The organism is Vibrio genomosp. F10 str. ZF-129, assembly GCF_000287055.2.
Classification (GTDB): domain Bacteria; phylum Pseudomonadota; class Gammaproteobacteria; order Enterobacterales; family Vibrionaceae; genus Vibrio.
This window is the reverse complement of sequence record NZ_AJYQ02000089.1, coordinates 89,858-112,444: the sequence shown is the minus strand read 5'-3', so window position 1 is coordinate 112,444 and position 22,587 is coordinate 89,858. Positions and strand designations below refer to the sequence as shown.

Annotated in this window: 14 protein-coding genes; 13 read left to right on the top strand and 1 reads right to left on the bottom strand. The window is 42.8% G+C overall.

All coding sequences use genetic code 11. The annotated features are described in order from the left end of the window. Positions 1-52: 52 nt before the first annotated feature. Positions 53-1,855, bottom strand: a complete 1,803-nt coding sequence (locus A1QO_RS09340) for an ABC transporter ATP-binding protein (protein WP_017041216.1) — start codon at positions 1,853-1,855, stop codon at positions 53-55. A gap of 117 nt (positions 1,856-1,972) precedes the next feature. On the opposite strand from A1QO_RS09340, the gene A1QO_RS09335 reads away from it, so the two are divergent. The 13 genes from A1QO_RS09335 to A1QO_RS09275 all read left to right on the top strand — a co-directional run bounded on the left by A1QO_RS09335 (position 1,973) and on the right by A1QO_RS09275 (position 22,426). Beyond that, entirely contained in the window at positions 1,973-2,446 is a 474-nt protein-coding gene (locus A1QO_RS09335; RefSeq protein ID WP_017034245.1) for a GAF domain-containing protein, read from the top strand. Positions 2,447-2,544: 98 nt separating this feature from the next. After that, the gene (gene proQ, locus A1QO_RS09330; RefSeq protein ID WP_017034246.1) at positions 2,545-3,171 is read left to right on the top strand and encodes an RNA chaperone ProQ; all 627 of its coding nucleotides are present in this window, start codon (positions 2,545-2,547) and stop codon (positions 3,169-3,171) included. A 17-nt stretch (positions 3,172-3,188) separates the two neighbouring features. Beyond that, the gene (gene prc, locus A1QO_RS09325) at positions 3,189-5,183 is read left to right on the top strand and encodes a carboxy terminal-processing peptidase (protein WP_017034247.1); all 1,995 of its coding nucleotides are present in this window, start codon (positions 3,189-3,191) and stop codon (positions 5,181-5,183) included. Between the two features lie 175 nt (positions 5,184-5,358). Beyond that, the gene (locus A1QO_RS09320) at positions 5,359-6,021 is read left to right on the top strand and encodes a hypothetical protein (RefSeq protein ID WP_017034248.1); all 663 of its coding nucleotides are present in this window, start codon (positions 5,359-5,361) and stop codon (positions 6,019-6,021) included. Positions 6,022-6,251: 230 nt separating this feature from the next. Continuing rightward, complete coding sequence (pepN, locus tag A1QO_RS09315) at positions 6,252-8,858, top strand: aminopeptidase N (RefSeq protein WP_017041215.1); 2,607 nt, start codon at positions 6,252-6,254, stop codon at positions 8,856-8,858. 104 nt (positions 8,859-8,962) lie between these two features. Then, a complete protein-coding gene (locus A1QO_RS09310; RefSeq protein WP_017034250.1) occupies positions 8,963-9,181 on the top strand; it encodes a DUF2835 domain-containing protein in 219 nt (72 codons plus the stop codon). A 188-nt stretch (positions 9,182-9,369) separates the two neighbouring features. Next, positions 9,370-14,211, top strand: coding sequence for an NAD-glutamate dehydrogenase (locus A1QO_RS09305; protein ID WP_017038611.1), 4,842 nt, complete (start codon positions 9,370-9,372; stop codon positions 14,209-14,211). Between the two features lie 48 nt (positions 14,212-14,259). Then, the gene (gene pyrD / locus A1QO_RS09300; protein ID WP_017034252.1) at positions 14,260-15,270 is read left to right on the top strand and encodes a quinone-dependent dihydroorotate dehydrogenase; all 1,011 of its coding nucleotides are present in this window, start codon (positions 14,260-14,262) and stop codon (positions 15,268-15,270) included. A 216-nt stretch (positions 15,271-15,486) separates the two neighbouring features. Beyond that, entirely contained in the window at positions 15,487-16,029 is a 543-nt protein-coding gene (locus A1QO_RS09295; RefSeq protein WP_026026720.1) for a cell division protein ZapC, read from the top strand. Positions 16,030-16,498: 469 nt separating this feature from the next. Further along, positions 16,499-18,625, top strand: coding sequence for a bifunctional 23S rRNA (guanine(2069)-N(7))-methyltransferase RlmK/23S rRNA (guanine(2445)-N(2))-methyltransferase RlmL (rlmKL, locus tag A1QO_RS09290; RefSeq protein ID WP_017034254.1), 2,127 nt, complete (start codon positions 16,499-16,501; stop codon positions 18,623-18,625). A gap of 14 nt (positions 18,626-18,639) precedes the next feature. Then, the gene (locus A1QO_RS09285) at positions 18,640-18,882 is read left to right on the top strand and encodes a glutaredoxin family protein (RefSeq protein WP_017034255.1); all 243 of its coding nucleotides are present in this window, start codon (positions 18,640-18,642) and stop codon (positions 18,880-18,882) included. Then, positions 18,860-20,776: an ABC transporter ATP-binding protein gene (locus A1QO_RS09280; RefSeq protein ID WP_017034256.1), complete on the top strand. Its 1,917-nt coding sequence runs from the start codon at positions 18,860-18,862 to the stop codon at positions 20,774-20,776. Before A1QO_RS09285 ends, A1QO_RS09280 begins: the two co-directional genes overlap by 23 nt. Positions 20,777-20,782: 6 nt before the next feature. Then, complete coding sequence (locus A1QO_RS09275) at positions 20,783-22,426, top strand: DUF3466 family protein (RefSeq protein WP_017039970.1); 1,644 nt, start codon at positions 20,783-20,785, stop codon at positions 22,424-22,426. Positions 22,427-22,587: the final 161 nt, after the last annotated feature.

Here is a 22,587-nt window from a genome sequence, read left to right as displayed (position 1 = left end):
TTCCTTGATTGCTATTTCCCTTGTTCGTAATGCACAACAAATTGTGACGCCGTCACAAGGTGGCGTGGGTTTGTGCGGTACCATACAGTGTTTGATACAACCCTTGTTGTGTTAAAAGCTCACCGTGAGTACCGGTTTGACTGACTTGACCATCTTCAAGTACGTAAATTAGATCGGCTTGCTTCACGGCAGAGAGCCTGTGAGCGACGATCAGTGTCGTGCGGCCAGCCAAAAATGTATTGAGCGCTTTATGCAAGGCTGCCTCGGTAGCCGTATCAAGAGCCGATGTTGCTTCGTCTAAAATGACAAACTTAGGGTTACTCAATACCATGCGCGCAATAGCGAGCCGTTGGCGTTGTCCCCCAGAAAGACGAATACCGTTACGGCCCACTTGTGTCTCGAGCCCTTGATCAAGTGTCTCTATGACATCTTGTAGCTGAGCAACGTCGAGCGCCCGCCACAAAGACAAATCATCAACATCACTGCCAAGAGTCAGATTATGCCTCAACGTGTCATTAAAGAGTATAGGTTGTTGTAAAACAACAGCAATATGTTCGCGGATGATCTCATAACTGATATCGGTAGCAGAGGCACCGTTGAATCGAATGATTCCCGATGATTGCTGATATGCTCCAATCAGCAATTGAATCAATGTCGACTTACCACCGCCACTTGCACCCACCAACGCCACCTTCTTTCCTGCAGGTATGGTAAGAGACAAGTTGTTAAGTACTTGGTTTTCTTCGTTATACGAGAAATTGATGTTGCTTATCTCGACGTCTACCTCTCGGTCAGCCGTGAATGGATCGATTTTACTTTGTGGCCTGTCTTCTTCTTCCAAAGAAAGTAATGCATTGATTCTAATCAACGCTGCTTTCGCACTGTACCAGGAAAACTGAATACTCAGCAGTTCTTGTACTGGCCCAAGCATAAACCAGAGATAAGAAAAGACGGCAAATATCTGTCCAATAGTAAGGTCACTAAACAGCACCATTAACATAGCCATGGCTCTAAATAACTCAAACCCAAGTAAAAACAGCAAGAAAGAGAAACGACCTGCCGCTTCAGACTGCCAAGCGTACTTGTCTGCGTCGATACGAATTTGATTGGCGTCTTTTTTTAGTTCCTCTAAGAACAACTTCTCTTTGTTGGCCGCGCGCAATTGATAAATACCATCGAGCGTTTCAATCAGCCGATTTTGAAACCGTTCAAACGATTGGTTCTCATATTTCTTTAAATGTTTAACTCGGTTACCCAGTTTACGAGAGAAATAGATAACAATGGGGTTCACTAATAGAATAAACAGGCCTAAGCGCCATTCCAGCCAAAGTAAAACCAGCGCGGTTCCAAGCACGGTGAGCAGACTGACAATAAACTTACTTAAGGTGCCACCAATAAATTTATCGATGGTCTCAATATCTGTCACTAAATGGGAATTTATCCCACCGCTTCCTTTGGTTTCATATTGTTGAATACTTATTCGGCCCAGTTTATCGATCATCCGAGTCCGGATGTTATATGTGATGGTTTTTGAGGCCAACGTAAACTGACGGCTTTGCAGAATATTGAGTGCCTGACTTAGGGTACGCATCACGATTACCGCCAGCAGAGTCAGAACGATGTAACCAGTGGGCGTTTGAAATTCTGTCGGTAAGAACTGATTCATTATGGCTAAGCCAGAACCCGGTTGTTCAAGCAGCACTTCATCAACCATCAGTGGCATTAACAATGGGATAGGGACACTAATTAGCGCGGCGACGATAGCAATAGAATTTGCAAAGATGAGCAAGGACTTATGCTTTTTTACTTGAATTAACAGCCAAGAGCGGCTAATAGTATCGTTTGATGTTGTCATAGAGTCGAAATATCCCTATTTCAGTATTGAAAAACTCGCACTATTTAAAACCAAGCAGTCTAGAAAACCTAGCGTATTTTGTTGAGTTCATGCTCAAATTTCCAATTGGAACCATTAATGAAAATAGAACATTACCACCGACTAACCAAACAAGCAGTATCACTTTTAGAGTCAGAAACCGATCTCGTCGCCAATTTAGCGAATCTTAGTGCTTTATTGAACATGGAATTGGCTGACATAAATTGGGTTGGATTCTACCTACTAAAAGATGAAGAATTGGTGTTGGGGCCATTTCAAGGTAATCCAGCTTGTGTAAGAATTCCAATCGGTAAAGGTGTGTGTGGCACTTCGGTGGCAACAAACAGTGTCCAACGTATTTACGATGTGCACCAATTTGAAGGTCACATTGCTTGCGACGCCGCCAGTAACTCAGAACTGGTCATTCCATTTTCGATAAATGGAGAAATAGTCGGAATACTCGATATTGATAGCCCAAGTATTGGCCGCTTTAGTGAAATCGATGAACAAGGATTAACTTTTTTAATGCAAGAAGTGGAAAACCTGCTCAATTCGCACGCTAACAAAGCATAAATTATCTATCTGGTGTGGTTTTTCCTTTTTAGGTCACTATAATACCACCCATATTTACCTTATTGCTTGCGGAAAGACCGCAATAACCAGGAACCCTCATGGAAAATACTGAAAAGTTAAAAAACAGCAAAGAAGTTATCGCATATATTGCTGAATGTTTCCCTAAGTGCTTTACTTTAGAAGGTGAAGCAAAACCTTTGAAAATTGGTATTTTTCAAGATCTTGCAGAACGCTTGAATGAAGATGAAAAAGTAAGCAAGACTCAGCTTCGTGCAGCATTAAGACAGTACACGTCTTCTTGGCGCTATTTACACGGAGCCAAAACAGGCGCTACGCGTGTTGACCTAGATGGCAATGCATGTGGTGAGTTAGAAGAAGAACATGTAGAGCACGCGAAAACGGCATTAGCAGAAAGCAAAGCTCGAGTTCAAGCTCGTCGTAAAGAACAAGCGCAGAAAGCGCGTGAAGAAGGTAAAGCGGCTAAGCCAAAAGCGAAGAAGCCTCAAGCTCGTCGTCCTGCGCCTAAAGCACAAAAAACAGAAAGTAAGCCTGTAGAAACGCGCGCTTTAGTCGCTGACGATATGATCGTTGGTAACAATGTGAACGTAAATATGGGTAAAGGAAACATGGCAGCGACCATTGTTGAAATTAATAAGGAAGACGTGCGAGTTCAACTAGCAAACGGCCTGCAAATGGTTGTGAAAGCGGAGCACTTGCGCGCATAAAGGAGATACTCCTACGCATGAAATGCCGTTCAAAATTGACTCTGATTGCTGCTGGCCTTTGGCTAGCAGTGTCATCAGCTCAGGCTCTTGAAGCCAAATTAAGCAAAGAGGACTTACCCGTTCTCGCTCCTGAAGTTCAGCATGAAACCGCTAGCAAGCGCGTCACCTCACGCTTTACTCGTTCTCATTATAATCACTTCACTTTAGACGATCAGTTCTCCCAAGCGATATTCGCTCGTTACATTGAAATGCTCGATTACAATCGAAATATTTTCACGCAGGCAGACATAAACTCGTTTAATCACTGGTCTGCGGGTCTTGATGAGCAGCTAAAAGCGGGTAACAATCAAATAGCGTTTGATGTCTATAATATTTCGTTGAAGAAACGTTATGAACTGTTTCAATACGCGCTAACCCTTCTTGATACAGAAATGAAGTTCGATGTTGATGAATTTATCGAACTTGATCGCTCAGACGCCGCTTGGCCGGTAGATGACGCCGAAGTGAAAGAGCTGTGGCGAAAACGTGTTAAATACGATGCCCTTAATCTTAAAATGACGGATAAAGAGTGGCCTGAAATCAAAGAGGTATTGGGTAAACGTTATAACAACGCGATTAAACGCTTGAGTCAAACCAACAACGAAGATGCTTTTCAGCTATACATGAATGCATTTGCCAGAGAAGTTGATCCTCATACCAGTTACCTTTCTCCACGTAACGCTGAACAATTCCAATCTGAAATGAACCTTTCGTTAGAAGGGATAGGCGCTGTACTTCAAATGACCGATGACTATACCGTTATTCGCTCTTTAGTCGCGGGTGGGCCTGCTTCTAATAGCAAGCAGCTGGGTGAAGGTGATCGAATTGTTGGGGTGGGTCAAGATGGCAAAGATATCGTCGATGTTATTGGATGGCGACTTGATGATGTCGTACAACTGATTAAAGGACCTAAGGGTACCAAGGTTAACTTGCAGATTTTACCCGAAGGTAAGGATGCAAAAAGTCACGTTGTAACAATTGTTCGAGATACGATTCGCCTTGAAGATAGAGCGGTTAAATCTGAGGTAATCGAGAAAGATGGTAAGAAAATTGGTGTACTAGAAGTCCCAAGTTTCTATGTTGGTCTTTCTAAAGATACCGATAAACTGATCTCTGAGTTAGTGGCTGACGGTGTCGATGGCATTATTGTTGATTTGCGTAACAATGGCGGGGGCGCGTTAACAGAAGCGACCGCACTGTCTGGCTTGTTTATAGAGAGTGGCCCGGTCGTTCAGGTTCGTGATAGTTATGGCCGTGTTAATGTCAACAGTGATACTGATGGAAAAATCAGTTATCAAGGGCCACTAACCGTCTTAGTGAACCGATACAGCGCTTCTGCATCAGAAATTTTTGCTGCGGCACTGCAAGATTATGGTCGCGCGATCATTTTAGGGGAAAACTCATTTGGTAAAGGCACAGTTCAGCAACATCGGTCTTTGAATCATATCTATGATTTATTTGAGAAGGAGCTGGGTTATGTCCAATACACCATTCAAAAATTTTACCGAATTAACGGCGGAAGTACTCAGAACAAAGGTGTGATTCCCGATATTCCTTACCCGACACCGATTGATCCTGCAGAAACAGGTGAGAGCGTTGAAGATAATGCATTACCTTGGGATCAGATTGATCCAGTGAAATTTGATTCTTTGCAGGATAACGCTGCATTGATTGGCAAGTTAACCGCCAAGCATGATGTACGTATCGCGAAAGACATGGAGTTTCAGTTTATTGCTGAGGATATTGAAAGATATTTGGCTGAAAAAGACGATAATGCGATTTCTTTGAATGAGAAAGTAAGGCAAGAACAAAGTGATAAAAATGACGATCTTCGTTTAGCCCGCGTTAATCTGCGCCAAAAAGCAAGTGGTGACGAGCTCTTTGCTACTTTAGACGATATTCCTAAAGATTATGATCTTCCAGATGCTTACCTAGATGAATCTGTCGCTATAATGGTCGATATGTTGCGTTAGTAAGTCTATTGCTTAGCGTGAAAAACACAAAAAACGAGTACATTCAGTGCTCGTTTTTTTTGCTTAAATTACTTTTCACTCGGTGCTTTGTTGATATTTTTGTGTAATGAAAATCAAAATAATGGCGATTTTTGTGATGTGTGCCTAAACTTTAATAAAAGTAAGGGGGCGTATTATGAGATGGATAATCGTTTTAGCAATGTGTGTAAGTTTTTCTGTATTTGGCCAAGACAACAATCAAGGGTCTGATCTCTCACAGTTTGACCAGCCCTTTTTATTAGGGGACTGGTACTTAATCAACTCAGACCCAGAAAACGCCAACGATAACTTCATGGCAATAAAACTTTCGCTCGATTCAAATTACTCATTCCAGATCGATATTCAAAAGAAAGATTACAGCGTCGACCATTGGGAAGGCCTTTATGCGGCCAATGACGATACGATTATTCTCGGTCTTAATACCTCCGACCCTCAAGTCTACAAGTACTCGGGTAACCATAACCTGCTGAGCATGAATGGCGTTATGTTTACAAAAGGTTTGTCTAACGCGCTTGCGGGAATGTGGTCGAGTGAACAACTTGCAGGGCATGATTTACTGGCGAGTAATGTGAGCAAGATGGACCTGGTGTTGCAGCCTGATTTTGTGTTCATGTTTAAAGCAAGCAACCTTGAAGGCATGGAAACGGTGCATCAAGGTGTCTACTACACAGAGGGTGATCAATTGGTTCTTCTGTATGAAAAGGGTGAACATGAAACTCGATACACACTTAAGAACGATAGGCTAACGCTTGAAGCAGAAGAAGGTGGGATGTATGCCGTGCTCAATAGGATACGTTGATGGGAATACGAGAATACGCTAACGGTTTCTACTGAATGAGATCCCATAGCCCAGATAAGTATGTCACTAAAGTTAAATTCAGTAGCGTTATCTAACAAATGTGCTGCATAAATCGGCACTTAAACGAGGTATTTAAATTAAATACCTCGTTTTTTTTCAATAGGGGTTGTAACTCGTGGCGACACATCGTAGAAATAGAGCAGATGTTTTCAGTCATAAGGACAAAGACAATGGCGCATACTCCTCAAGCCAAATACCGTAAAGATTACCAGTCACCTTCTTTCACGATCAGCGATCTAGACCTTACTTTCGATTTATTCGATACCCAAACCGTTGTAACCGCAACGTCATCGTTGAAAAAACTGTCAGACAGCACAAGTCTTTACCTAGATGGTGAAGGGTTAACGCTGAAAGAAATCAAGATAGACGGTAAAACTTGGAACGACTTTGAGCAGAATGACACGGGATTAACGATTCACTCTATTACTCGCGATTGCGAACTGATGATCGTGACTCAATTGAACCCTGAAGAGAATACGGCTCTTGAAGGTCTGTATAAGTCGGGAGGCGCATTTTGCACTCAGTGTGAAGCAGAAGGGTTCCGTCGCATTACCTATTATCTAGATAGACCGGACGTTCTTGCGAAATTTACGACCACAGTGATCGCGGATAAAGCACAATACCCGTTTTTATTGAGTAATGGTAACCGTATTGATCAAGGTGATAGCGCAAATGGCCGTCACTGGGTTAAATGGCAAGACCCGCATCCTAAACCTGCGTATCTCTTTGCTTTAGTAGCCGGAGATTTTGATGTTCTACGCGATAATTACACGACACAATCGGGTCGAAACGTAGAATTAGAAATCTTTGTGGATAAGGGGAATCTGAACAGAGCCACTCATGCGATGGTTTCACTTATTAACTCAATGAAATGGGACGAAGAGCGATTCAATCTTGAGTACGATCTAGACATCTATATGATTGTTGCCGTCGATTTTTTCAATATGGGCGCAATGGAGAATAAAGGGCTGAACGTCTTTAACTCTAAGTACGTCTTGGCGAACGATCAAACCGCAACGGATACTGATTACCTTGGCATTGAAGCAGTGATTGGTCATGAGTATTTTCACAACTGGACCGGCAACCGAGTGACTTGTCGAGATTGGTTTCAACTGAGCTTGAAAGAAGGCTTAACTGTTTTCCGCGATCAAGAATTCTCGTCTGATTTAGGGACTCGATCCGTTAATCGGATCAACAACGTCCGTATTATCCGTGGCCCGCAATTTGCGGAAGACGCAAGCCCAATGTCACATCCTATTCGCCCAGATAAAGTGATTGAAATGAATAACTTTTATACGCTAACCGTGTATGAAAAAGGCAGTGAAGTTATTCGAATGATGCATACATTACTCGGTGAGAAGGCGTTCCAACAAGGTATGGCTTTGTACTTTGAACGACATGACGGTACGGCCGCAACGTGTGAAGACTTTGTGTCAGCGATGGAAGATGCATCTGGCGTTGATCTTAAACAATTCCGTCTGTGGTATAGCCAATCCGGAACACCAACACTCACTGTGAGCAGTCATTTTGACCAACAGGCTAAGACATATGCGTTAACGGTAGAACAATGCACCCCAGCGACAACGGATCAAACAGAGAAACAAGCGCTGCACATTCCGTTTGATATTGAACTATACGATCAAAATGGTGACGTCATACCTTTGCAGGTGAATGGTGCTAGTGTGCCAAATGTACTTAATGTGACAGCAACCAAGCAAACTTTTGTGTTTGACCATGTAGATTCTCAGCCGATACCATCACTACTTCGCGAGTTTTCTGCCCCTGTTATTCTTAAGTATGACTACACAGACGAAGAACTTATTTTCCTGATGAGCCACGCTCGCAATGAGTTTGCACGTTGGGATGCTGGGCAGATGTTGCTGGCAAAATACATCAAGAGTAATGTGGCTCACGTAGAACAAAATCAAAAAGTGGCCATTGATATGCCCGTTATTGATGCATTCCGTGGTGTATTGCTGAGTAAAACGTTAGACCCTGCATTCATTGCTGAAATGCTGGTTTTGCCAAGTCACAACGAAATATCAGGTTGGTATGAGCAAGTCAACGTTGATGCGATTGCTCTCGTGTTGAAGCATATTAAAGCAATTTTGGCTGAAGAGTTAAAAGATGAATTAAGTGCGATGTATCATGCGATGGCTCAAAAGACTTACACCATTGCTCATAGTGCCATTGGGCAACGCGCGCTTCGTAACACATGTTTAAGCTATTTGTCACATACGGATATTGGTGAGCAACTTGTTATCGCTCAGTACCAAGATTCCGATAATATGACCGATACCATTGCCGCGATGACTTGTGCCAATAATGCGCAGCTAGCTTGTCGTGAGAGATTGATGTCAGATTACAGCGAGAAGTGGAGCCATGATGGCTTGGTAATGGATAAATGGTTTGCACTGCAAGGGACCAACCCTTCTTCTGGTGCGCTTGAAGTGATCAAGCAAACCATGGAACATGCGGCATTTAGCATTAAAAACCCTAACCGTACACGCAGTTTAATCGGCGCATTCTTAAATAATAACCCGGTACAGTTCCACGATAAATCTGGATTAGGTTACCAATTTGCAGGAGAGATCATTGCTAAGTTAAACAGCAGTAATCCACAAGTGGCCTCGCGTCTCATTGATCCACTGCTTAAATTTAAAAAGTACGATCAACAAAGACAAGCTTTGATAAAAGAACAGCTTCTTTCTTTACAGTCTTTAGACAACTTAGCCAAAGATCTGTATGAAAAAGTCACCAAAGCTTTAGACTGCTAATATCTTTAGGCTGATTTTGAAGTTGAAGTGGCGGACATCGCCACTTCAACTTATGTCAATACCTAAGGTTAACGATTGAGATTAAGTATTTAGAACCATTACCGATGAAACACTACACCTTTTCCTTAAACATAACATACCAAGCATTTTTGGATCACTATTCCGGTGCGGCTAGTGTCGTCCATGTGGTCACCGATACTGGTTTAAGACTTCAATTACCGGCTGTAAAGTTTCGCGGCTTTCTCAGTCAAATAGGCGTGAAAGGGCGATTTAGACTAACAACCGACCAAAACAACAAGTTTTTAAAGTTAGAAATGCTATGAATAACTAATTTGTTAGCGGTTTAAACAGAACGCCTATCACATTATCAAACATTCCTGCTGTTACATGAACAAATCCATTAACTATTTGCTAATAAAACTTTTACAATAAAATCATGCATTACCTGCTTTAAGCACTATGCTTACAGCATTCCCTATAAAAATGACAATTCTAATTGTGGAGCGTGATTATGACCGTGCGTGATACTTTAATGCCGGTTCTTCTTGAAAAGGTATATAAGCTAATTCAAGACAAACTAGAGCTTGCCCATCAACCCTTAGTGACTCAACTTGCCCAGCATCTTTTTAGCAATATTGCTCAAGAAGATCTGATCGAAAGGAACGAATCCGATTTGTACGGTGCTGTCGTGAGTTTATGGCACCACATTAATGAAAAGAAACCGGAAGATATCTCGGTTCGTGTATTTAACCCTACTGTCAGTCGCCAGGGTTGGCAATCAACACACACCATTGTCGAAATGGTGGTTCCAGATAGCCCGTTCTTAGTGGATTCTGTAAAAATGGCATTAAGCCGTTTAGATCTCTCTTCCCACTTTATGCTCCATGGGCCGACTCAAGTAGAGCGTGATAAGAAAGGGAAAACGATAGGAATTAACAGTGGCGATGGTGTGTTCCAATCCCTGTTCCATATCGAGGTAGACAGACTCAGCAGTAAGCAAACCATGACGTCACTCAAAAATGAGTTATTGACCATTGTGACGGATGCCGGCCATGTTGTTCGAGATTGGTTGTTGATGGTTGAAAAGCTTGAAGAAGTGACCAATCAAGTGATCAACCAAAAAGAGAGCATCGCATTAAAGGATGATCGTTACGAAGACACGGTTAAATTCCTGCGTTGGTTAGGGGATCATAACTTTACCTTCATGGGGTATAAAGAATATGATTTGGTTAACGTTGATGGCGATAAAGTCCTGACGCCAACCGAAGATATTGGATTAGGTCTGTTTTCTGAGGCGAAGCGTGTTCGAGCCGTAAAACTGTCTGATTTTACTGATTCAGCCAGACTAGAAGCAATGAAAGCATTCTTACTCATTGTGACGAAAGGCAATGCCCAGTCTCGTATTCACCGACCTGCCTATACGGATTACATCGGCATTAAAAAATTCGATAAGAACGGCAAAGTGATCGGTGAGCATCGATTCACGGGCCTGTATACTTCTGCCGTTTACAATCAAAGCGTCGAAAGCATTCCTTTAATCCGTGAAAAAGTAGAGCGAATCCTAGATTCGAGTGGTTACCGTGACGGTTCATACTCTTACAAAGCTCTGCACAATATATTAGAAAATTATCCTCGTGACGAACTGCTTCAAGCCAAAGAAAATGAATTACTTGAAGTCGGAATGGGCGTTGTACAAATGCAAGATAGAGATATGTTGCGCCTTTTTGTACGTAAAGACCCATTTGGCCGTTTCTTTAGCTGCATGGTTTATGTCACCAAAGAACGATATAACACTGAGCTGAGACGTCAGACACAACGTATTCTTAAACAGTACTTTGGCTGTGAGCAAGAAGTGGAGTTCACGACTTACTTCTCAGAAAGCCCGTTGGCAAGAACCCATTACATTGTGCGTGTAGATAATAATAATATGGATGTAGATGTTAAAACGATAGAACATAACTTGATGGAAGCATCATCAACGTGGGACGATCGACTCTCTGATGCGATCGTAGCAAACTTTGGCGAAAGCAATGGGCTTCCTTTGTCGAAAGAGTATATGCGCGCGTTCCCGCGTTCGTATAAAGAAGACATGATGCCAGGATCCGCCGTAGCGGATATAGAAAGGCTTGAAGCACTGAGCGATGACAACAAACTCGGTATGCTGTTCTATCGCCCACAAGAAGAGTCAGCAGATTCTAAAGCCGTTCGGTTGAAACTCTACCATAGAGATGAGCCCATCCATCTTTCTGATGTGATGCCTATGCTGGAAAACCTAGGATTGCGTGTCATTGGTGAATCGCCTTATGAAGTTCGAAAGGTCAACGGTCAAAATTATTGGATCCTAGATTTCTCAATGCTTCATAAGAGTGACAAATCGGTTGATCTTCGTGAAGCCAGTGAGCGTTTCCAACAAGCGTTTGCCGAAATTTGGTCAGGTGAACTCGAAAGTGATGGGTTTAATAGGCTGGTATTGGGTGCGTCATTATCGGGTAGAGAAATTTCTATTTTAAGAGCCTATGCCCGTTACATGCGTCAGGTTGGGTTTCCATTCAGTCAACAATATATCGAAGAAACGCTCAGTCATTATCCTCAAATCGCGAAAGGTCTTGTTGATCTATTTAAGAAGCGCTTTGATCCAAAATCTAAGGGCAGCCAAAAAGGGCAAAATGATCTTGTTACTAAGTTAACGGCGCAATTGGATCATGTTGATAGCCTAGATGACGATCGTATTATTCGTCGTTATATGGAGATGATCACAGCAACACTGAGAACCAACTACTACCAGTTAGATGAAAATAAGCAGGTCAAGCCTTGGCTGTCTCTGAAAATGAAACCCAGTGACATCCCTGAAATTCCTCAACCGGTACCCGCATTTGAAATCTTTGTTTATGCGCCAGATATTGAAGGTGTTCATTTACGTGGTGGCAAGGTTGCTCGTGGCGGCCTACGTTGGTCTGACAGACAAGAAGATTTCCGTACCGAGATTCTTGGCCTAGTTAAAGCACAACAAGTGAAAAATACCGTTATTGTTCCTGTAGGAGCAAAAGGCGGATTTGTTTGTAAACGCCAGCACAATTTCACTGAACGAGATGAGATTTTTGCAGAAGGCCAACGCTGTTATAAACGTTTTATTCGTGCATTACTTGATGTATCAGACAATGTCATCGATGGTGAGGTAATTCCGCCTAAAAATGTGGTTCGCCATGATGAAGATGATCCGTATTTAGTCGTTGCCGCAGATAAAGGAACAGCAACGTTCTCGGATCTGGCAAACTCCGTATCTGAAGAATATAACTTCTGGCTAGGTGATGCGTTTGCGTCGGGTGGCTCGAATGGTTATGACCATAAAGCGATGGGCATCACGGCGAAAGGCGGTTGGGAATCGGTTAAGCGCCACTTCAGAGAGATGGGAATTAACTGTCAAACCACGGACTTCACAGCCATCGGTGTGGGTGACATGGCAGGAGATGTATTTGGTAACGGTATGCTGTTATCTCAACACATACGTCTAAAAGCCGCCTTTAACCACATGCACATTTTTATCGATCCTAATCCAGATTCAGCGAGTTCATGGGAAGAGCGTGATCGTCTATTTAAATTGCCACGTTCAGGTTGGGACGACTATAACGAAAAGTTAATTTCTAAAGGTGGAGGCATTTTCTCACGCCGTGCAAAATCCATTGCGCTCACGCCAGAAATTCAAAAAATGCTTGGGACAAAAAAGGCCTCAATGGCACCCAATGATTTGATCAAAAAGATCTTATCGATGGAAGTGGATCTACTTTGGAATGGTGGTATTGGTACTTATGTGAAAGCATCGACCGAGACTCATACTGATGTTGGAGACCGTGCTAACGACACGTTACGTATCGATGGTAAAGACCTCAAAGCGAAAGTTGTTGGAGAAGGCGGCAACCTTGGTATGACTCAGTTAGGGCGGATTGAATTTGCGCTAGCAGGCGGGCGTGTGAATACCGACTTTGTTGATAATGTTGGTGGTGTTGATTGTTCAGATAACGAAGTTAACATTAAGATCTTCCTTAACGGTTTAGTGACTCACGGTGATCTTACCGTGAAGCAAAGAAACAAGATCTTAGAATCAATGGAAGACGAAGTCGGCGACATTGTGCTTGATGACGCTTATTGCCAAGCGGAATCTATTTCTATTACTGAACAGCAAGGCGTTTCGTTAGTTAAAGAGCAAATACGCTTTATTCATGCGATGGAAAAATCAGGGCATCTGGATAGAGCACTGGAATACATTCCAGATGATGAAACTCTGCTGGAACGAGAAAAGAAAGGAATGGCGTTAACGCGTCCTGAGTTATCGGTGCTTATTGCCTACGGCAAAATGACACTTAAAGAAGAGTTAGTTCATGAGGATATTGCCAAAGATGAGTTTCATGCGCAAAACCTAGTGTCTTACTTCCCAGAGGAGTTACGCCGTAACTATTCTGCACATATGGATAGCCATCCACTTCGAGCTGAAATTATTGCTACCGTTCTTGCAAACCAAATGGTGAACGAGATGGGTTGTAATTTTGTGACTCGTTTGCAAGAAGAAACGGGCTCGAGCACGGTCGATATTGCTAATGCTTATGCGGCAGCAAGAGAGATCTATGGATTAGGGGATGTTCTTTCGCAAACTCGTGCGCTTGATAATCAAGCGGAAGCCTCTGCTCAATACGATGTCATTTATTATGTGCGCCGCACGTTACGAAGACTATCGCGTTGGATCTTAAGAAACCGTCCTGGTAAAAAATCAGTGAAAGAAATGATTGCGCTTTACCAAGATGATGTTCATGCCATTACCAATCAACTTGATACCATGTTAGTGAGTGAGGAAGTCCAAGAGCATGAACAAATGGCGAAAGAGTGGATAGATAAAGGTATTTCGACCGAACTAGCAAGTTACGTTTCAAGACTATCAAGTCTTTACTCAGCACTGGATATATCCACAGTGGCTCGAGAAAAGGGTAAAACAGTCGAACAAACGGCCAAACTGTACTATAACCTCGGCGATCGCTTATCTCTTCACTGGTTCTTGAAACAGATTAATGGTCAAGCTGTTGATAATAATTGGCAAGCTCTTGCTCGTGCAGCATTTAGAGAAGACTTAGATTGGCAGCAACGACAGCTAACAGGTCAGGTACTCAGCTGCAGTTGTGATCCTGATAAATTGGATGTCATTAAAGCTTTAGAAGACTGGATAGTGAGTAATGAGGTCTCATTGCATCGATGGGAAAATATACTGAATGAGTTTAAAGTCGGCTCTGTTCATGAATTTGCAAAATTTTCAGTCGCTTTGAGAGAATTAATGCTATTAAATTTGAATTGTGCAGCAAATGAGTAAATAATAACGCCCCGTTCATACGGGGCTTTTTATTCTTTCGGAGGCACAATGCTCTACCGTCTAGCCAGAACTGGCTTTTTCCAACTTGATGCCGAAAAGGCACATGATCTTGCAATTCAAAATTTCAAACGTTTCACGGGAACACCGTTCGATCTTTTCTACCGCCAGCAATTACCTGCGCGACCTGTTGAATGTATGGGGCTGACTTTTAGAAATCCTGTCGGTTTAGCGGCCGGGCTTGATAAAAATGGCGAATGTATCGAAGCTTTCGATGCGATGGGTTTTGGATTCGTTGAAGTAGGTACTGTTACTCCTCGTCCACAATCTGGCAATGATAAGCCTCGACTGTTCCGCTTAGTTGAAGCCGAAGGCATTATAAATCGCATGGGCTTTAACAACCTTGGGGTTGATAACCTGATTGACAATGTTAAGAAAGCCAATTACAGCTGTGTATTGGGTATTAACATTGGTAAAAATAAAGACACACCGATTGAAAAGGGCGCTGAAGATTACCTAATTTGTATGGAAAAGGTATACCAATACGCAGGCTATATTGCGGTTAACATTTCCTCTCCTAACACACCGGGACTGCGTAGCCTTCAATATGGTGATGCTCTAGATGAACTGCTCGCGGAACTTAAAGCGAAACAAGGTGAGCTTGAAGCGAAACACAACAAATATGTGCCGTTAGCATTAAAGATCGCACCGGATCTGAGTGATGACGAGATTGCACAAATTTGTGAATCATTGATCAAAAATAAGATCGATGGTGTGATCGCAACGAACACGACATTAGATCGCTCTATTGTTGAAGGAATGAAGTTTGCCAATGAAGCGGGTGGTTTAAGCGGTCGTCCTGTTCAAGCACGCAGTACGGAAGTTGTTCGTCGACTTCACGAGGAATTGGGTGACAAATTACCAATCATTGGTGTTGGTGGTGTTGATTCTTATGTATCAGCGAAAGAAAAACTGATGGCAGGTGCGCAGCTTGTTCAAGTTTATTCTGGTTTTATTTACCATGGGCCTAAATTGGTTCAGAATATTGTTAAAAATCTATAACAGAAAACTGAGCTAGAATCGCACTACAATGTCTGACGTTTTGCGACACTGTCACGCTTTAAATGAGTGTTATTTGAAAGCGATCGAAGAGGGAATGAGAAATCATTTCCTCTTTTTTTTTAAATTGGCACTCGTAGAATTACTTTATTCAGCAGCAAAAGGTAAGTAAGCATTCTACCTAATGGCTTGATAATTCGGAAATTTGAGAGTGATACAATGCTTAAACCCAGCGACAAATGGACTTGGTACTACGATGACAAGGAAAGCACACTGATGCTGGACCTTGGTGACGATATTGTATTCAAAACAAATCTACCTAGAAAACTCTTAGTGGATTGCGCTGTTGGAATCAATGAATTCTCTGTTGACGATGCTTCAGCATTTCAAACGTTCAAAGAACAGATCTCTTTACTCCCATTAAATGAACCGCGCCAGGCTGAGCTAGCACTGTATTGCGTGGCCGCAAAGCGTTTTCATAAGCCTGTACAGCCTAAAAGTTGGTTCTTTGATAGTCAGCACGGTGAATGCTTTCCACAAGAAGGTGACCTAGTGCGGTTAACCAATCAATTCAGTGACCGATGTTTTATTACGCTGGAAGTAGGAGAGTCTGCCAGTTTGGTAGCGTTAATTGATATTGAACCTTTTGAGCTTTCTTCGACTAAGCAACTTGTATTTGGCCAGGCGATTAAAGTGATGCACGATAGAATGTCACTGGCTAACGACATGTTCCAAAACCAGCCCATAGCGCTCGTTAGCTAAACCCGTTTTAGTTCCTTTACGTTTTTATCGGCCTATGGCCGATTTTTTTTGCTCTAAATCTATTGGTCGCCTTTATTGTCCCTTGCATTGTGTCTCAAATAACGTGAAATCCCTCCACTAATCTGAATTAATTTGCTTCTATCCAGTTGCCCAAACAGGGCAAAAACACTCGGAAACCAACCAATAATTCCCATTTTAACTCAATGTGTAATAAAATTTCACCCTTAAACCCGGCCTGGTATAGACCAAAATTGGTGTGAATAAGTATTCACTTCGGCTTTGAGCCTTTCATTGTGTTGATTTAACGGGAAGCAGATTGATGAAGGGATGAAAAGCAATAACCGCTTAACTTTGGCGAACAAGTGAGCAGTTAAATGAGTGAAGAGTAAGAAAAATAACCGATCAACTTACTTAATAAATAGATAGTCAGGTATAATACCGGGTCATTTTTTATTACTTAAAGAGCACTATGCATCAATATCTAGCGGTTACCTCAAACGGCCTTGAAAACTTATTGGTTGAAGAACTGATCAAACTTGGCATTCAGAACCCAAAACCAGTCCAAGCGGGGGTGAAGTTTAAGGCATCAACTGAGCAAATTTATCGTTGCTGTTTATGGAGTCGTTTGGCTTCTAGATTTGTACGTGTTCTTTCTGAATTTACTTGTAACGATGATATGGACCTCTATTTATCTGCAACCGCAGTGAATTGGGTGAACCACTTCCACAGTTCGAAGAAGTTTGTGGTGGATTTCAACGGTACGAATAACGAAATACGCAATAGCCAATACGGTGCAATGAAAGTTAAAGATGCGATCGTTGATTGCTTTACCAAGAGAAGCTTACCTAGGCCGTCGATCAGTAAAGATCATGCGGATCTTCGTATTCACGTCCGACTTCATCGCGATAAAGCGCTTCTTGGCATAGATATGGTTGGCGGAGGCTTGCACCAACGTGGTTATCGTCCAGAAGCGGGCAGAGCACCGTTACGTGAGACATTAGCTGCAGCGATCATCTTAAGAAGCGGCTGGGATGCGACGAAACCTTTCTTAGACCCTATGTGTGGCTCTGGTACCTTAGTGATTGAGGCGGCCATGATGGCAGCAAACGTTGCTCCTGGCATCAAACGTCAGAAGTGGGGCTTTGAATCTCTTGAAGACTTCGAATCTGAGCTTTGGACGGAAGTAAAAGCAGAAGCATCGGTACAATCTCGTCGCGGTGTCAATAAAGTTGACTGCAAGTTTTTTGGCTTTGATAACGATGAAAGAGTGTTAAAAACCGCACGAGATAACGCCCGTCGCGCAGGTGTCGAAAGCCTGATTCAGTTTGAAGTGAGTGATGCGGCTCAGCTTAAACGTCCAACTGAATTTGAAAATGGTGTCATAGTGTCAAACCCACCGTATGGTGAACGACTTGGTACTCACCCTGGTTTAATCGCGCTCTATACTGCGTTTGGTGCGCAGTTGAAGTCTGAGTTCGGTGGCAATACCGCGTCGATATTCTCAAGCTCTGACGAATTACTCAGCTGTTTGCGCATGCGAGCGGATAAACAGTACAAATTGAATAATGGCGCGTTACCGTGTCACCAAAAAAATTACTCTATATCGAGTCGACGTGCTGATTCTACTGGAGAATCTTCTCCTGGCGCAGTTGTGGCTCCAGACTTCTCTAATCGTTTGAAAAAGAACATAGCCAAAATTGGTAAGTGGGCGCGTAAAGAGCATTTAGAGTGTTACCGTATCTACGATGCTGATTTGCCAGAGTATAACGTGGCTATCGACGTTTATTTGGATAATCTTGTCATTCAAGAGTACGCTGCACCGAAAGATGTGCCAGAAGAGACGGCGAAACGTCGTCTTACTGATATTATTCGTGCAGCTATCGATGTTACTGGTACGGAAGCGAATAAAGTTGTGCTAAAAGTTCGCGAGAAACAGAAAGGTCGTTCTCAATATCAAAAACTCGGGCAGCAGTCAGAGCGTTTAGAAGTGCATGAGTACGGTGTGAAGTTAATTGTTAACCTGCATGACTATCTTGATACAGGGCTTTTCCTCGACCACAAAATTACCCGTCGTAAGATTGGTGAAATGGCCAGCGGGAAAGACTTCTTGAACTTGTTTGCTTACACCGGTTCAGCGACGGTTCACGCTGCGTGTGGTGGTGCGAAATCAACGACGACAGTCGATATGTCTAACACCTACCTAGACTGGGCAAAAGACAACATGACGCTCAATGGTAAAGTAGGGCGTGAGCATCAGTTCGAGCAAGCGGATTGTCTTAAATGGCTAAGCAATACAGACAAACAATACGATCTGATTTTTATTGACCCTCCGACATTTTCTAACTCAAAGCGTATGGATCAATCGTTTGACATTCAACGCGATCATATTCAGTTAATGACTGAATTAAAGCGTTTACTCAGAGAAGAAGGGACGATTGTATTTTCAAATAACAAACGTCATTTTAAAATGGATTTAGAAGCGCTTAAAGAACTGGGTTTGAAGGCGAAGAATATCTCTTCTACCACGCTACCATTAGATTTCTCAAGAAATAAGCACATTCATAACTGCTGGTTGCTTAGTCACGACAGTCAGTAAAATAAGGCAATGATGTGATCACATTATACAGTACCGAAGGCTGCCATCTTTGTGAGATGGCCCTAGAGCTACTTAAAGCAAAAGAGATAACTCAAGAGTTAGACATTGTAGACATTGCTTTTGATGACACTCTATTTTCACGTTACGGGGTCACTATTCCAGTTGTAAAATTCGAACAATCCGAATTGAATTGGCCTTTTAACTCACAAGAATTACAAAGTTGGTTGGATAAAAATGGCATTACTTACCATTCATAATGGTTTACTCGCATTTGGTGATCACCCGTTACTCGATCATTCCGATTTTGCGTTACAAGAGAATGAAAGAGTCTGTTTGGTCGGGCGAAACGGTGCCGGTAAGTCGACGCTGATGAAAGTTCTATCTGGCAACGTGATAATGGACGATGGAAAACTAACGATTACCCAAGATGTGGTTGTTTCTCGTTTGGAGCAAGATCCACCGCGAAATGAGCAAGGCACTGTTTTTGATTATGTGTCTGGCGGTCTTGCCGAAGTCGGTGAATCTTTAAAGATCTACCATGATCTTCTCGATCTTATTGCTGTGGACCCAAGTGAGTCAAACATCAATAAGTTGGCTCGTGTTCAAGATAAGCTTGATCATACGAATGCGTGGCGTTTTGAAGATCGAATTACCAATGTGCTTGCTTCACTAAAGCTAGAAGCGTCGACTAAGTTGACCGATTTATCTGGTGGCTGGCAACGTAAAGCTGCGCTCGCAAGGGCATTGGTTTGTGATCCTGACGTGCTTTTACTTGATGAGCCTACTAACCACTTGGATGTTGCTACTATCGAGTGGCTAGAAAACTATCTGAAAGATTTTCGCGGTTCCATTATCTTCATCTCCCATGACCGTGCGTTTATTAAAGCGATGGCGACTCGTATCGTTGATCTCGATAGAGGAAAGTTGAATTCATTCCCAGGTGATTATGAAAACTACCTGGTAGAGAAAGAAGAACTCCTCCGTGTTGAAGAAATGCAAAACGCAGAATTCGACAAAAAGCTCGCTCAAGAAGAAGTTTGGATTAGGCAGGGGATTAAAGCGCGTAGAACCCGCAATGAAGGGCGTGTACGTGCACTTAAGAAGCTTCGTGAAGAACGAAGTGACAGAAGAGAAGTACAGGGCAAGGTTAACCTTCAAATTGATGGTGCGGCACGCTCTGGAAAAATCGTATTTGAAGCGGAAAACCTCAATTATTCCATTGAAGGTAAGACGATTGTGTCTAACTTTAACTTCAATATCATGCGCGGCGATCGTATTGCCCTTATTGGCCCTAATGGCTGTGGTAAGAGTACGCTGCTTAAATTGTTGTTAAATGATCTTCAGCCTGATTCTGGCCGTTTGCACTGTGGAACAAAGCTCGAAGTCGCCTACTTTGACCAATACAGAGAAATACTGGATCCGGAAAAGTCGGTTATCGATAACCTTGCCGATGGTAAGCAAGAAGTGATGGTCGGTGGCAGAGAACGCCATGCGCTGAGTTATTTACAAGATTTCTTGTTTGCGCCTAAACGTGCTCGCACCCCCGTTAAAGCGTTGTCTGGCGGTGAAAAGAACCGTTTGTTGCTGGCTCGAATCTTCTTAAAGCAAAACAATTTGCTGATTCTCGATGAACCGACCAATGATTTAGATATCGAAACATTGGAACTTTTGGAGGATTTGCTTGCCAACTATCAGGGTACATTGCTTCTCGTCAGTCACGATCGTCAGTTTGTTGATAACACAGTAACCACGAGTTGGATATTCGAAGGGAATGGTGTGATTGAGGAGTTTGTTGGTGGCTATCATGATGCGCAACAACAGCGTGCTCAGGTAAACAAAGCTCGGTTGGCGCAAAAACCAGCAGAAGTGAAGAAAGTAGTTGAGGAAACTCCCAAAACGACAGCGCCAAAGGCTAAACCTAAGAAATTATCTTATAAGCTGCAACGAGAGTTGGAATCATTGCCGCTGCGATTAGAAGAACTAGAGCAAGAAATTGAAGCTCTACAGACAGTAGTGAACGATCCAGAGTTTTTCGCTAAGTCTATAGAGGAAACTCAAATTACATTAGATAAGCTCTCTGCGACTGAGCAAGAGTTGGAATCTGCTTTCGAGCGCTGGGAAGAGCTGGAAGCTATGCAACAGGAAAGTTAAATTTTTATGAGTAGTACAGTTTTTAAATTATCGACGATTGCAGCTACTGTATTAGCGGCAACAAGCGCACACGCTGCGTTATATACTGTTGTAGAAGTCAGCCCTGAAGGGATTGGTGCTAGTGAATATACAGAGGTGCATGGCGTAGCAATTCAACCTGGCGATAATGGCGATCCACTAGGCTGCTTCGGTACAACTTGTTCAAGTGGTACCTATAAGCTCGCCGGTGAGACAAGAACCAGTGTTGACGGCATCGGCTATCGAGAAGAGCTGCCGTTTGCCATGGACAGAAGTTTTGTTTATATCCAGGATCAAGATGACTTTGAGTCTTATTGCTATCGCGAACTTTTGTATGCCACCTGTGATAAATGGGCTAAAGAGCAATGGGATGTATGGAAGGCGGAGCTTGATGGCAATACGACATCGAATGCCCTCGCTTTTGTAGAAAATGGCTCTTTCAATAATCAGTATAACAACGTGATTAATAGCTTGACTGATTCATCTTTACCAGTCGGTAACCAGAGTATTGTGGGCGGAACTCGTAATCAGATTGTCTCACCGATTTCCCCATTGGGGAGCGCTTCGGCGAATGATTGGAAGCAAGGCAGAGCGTGGGCGGTAGATTCGAGTAATACTTACTCAGTTGGCAGTATTGCGAGAACAGCAACCAATGACCAAGGTGCGCACCATACGTCAAAAGCAGCGATTTGGACAAACGCAGCAGTACCGGTAGAGTTAAATTGGCAGTCTGGAGTGCCAGCAAGAGACGGTGAACGTTTAGCACAGGGTAGTATGAGAGATATTGTAGTATCGGGTACCGACGTTTATGCCGTGGGTTACAATACGTATACCGATGATAATTATGTCGATGCGTCTATCTTTGTCGCGAATACCTCTTTTACTACCGCTGGAGATTGGACGACAAGACGCATCTCTGGCGCTGAATCTCGCATCAATGGGGATACCATCCACAGTAATTCAGTAGCAACAGGTATTAACAATAATCTGCTTGTGATTGGTGAAGCAAAGCGAAGTGGTTTCTACCCTCAAAACGGTGCAGCAGGTAATTTATTGTTTGTGAGTGATGCAAGTAAATCATCACCATCTGCAACTTTCCTGTCTGGTGGGATTTTCTTTTCTGGTGCTGGTGGTAAAGCGGGCGCAGTCAATAACTACAACGAAATTGTAGGGCAGATAGATGCCGAAGATACTCGTGAGAACGACGGTAAACCTCGTCGCTTACGCGGATTCATCTACCCATATAGTTTTGACGGAACGAATACAGAACGACGCGCTATTTTGGGTAATAAAGCCCAGTATCTTGATAACTTAACTAACGACAATAACCCTAATGGTCATGCGAACCAGTACCGTATTATCGATGCGACAGATATCAATGATGCCGGTGTTATTTCAGCAACGGCCATAAAATGTGTTGGGGGGTACGATAATACGACCCACAACTCATACTGCGGTGGTGGTAATCAGACCGAAAAAACGGTAGCGGTTAAGCTAATACCAAAGCAAGGTGCTAAGGTTGGTGACATTGTAACGCGTGGTGTTGAAGAGCCGGTTGTTGAGCGACAAGGTGGAAGCATAGGCTGGGCCATGTTTGCACTTATTGGGCTGTTCGGGTTCCGTAGGAAATAGGTTAATTTGTAATCTAGAGCACAGCATCACATTTTTGGTGCTGTGCTTTTTTTTAACTTGAGAAAACTCAGATTTTGATCGAATCTTAATATTGGAGTCACATTAACTCCATTTAGATTTAATAGTAGTACGTTAAGAAACCATGTATATGTAAGAGGACG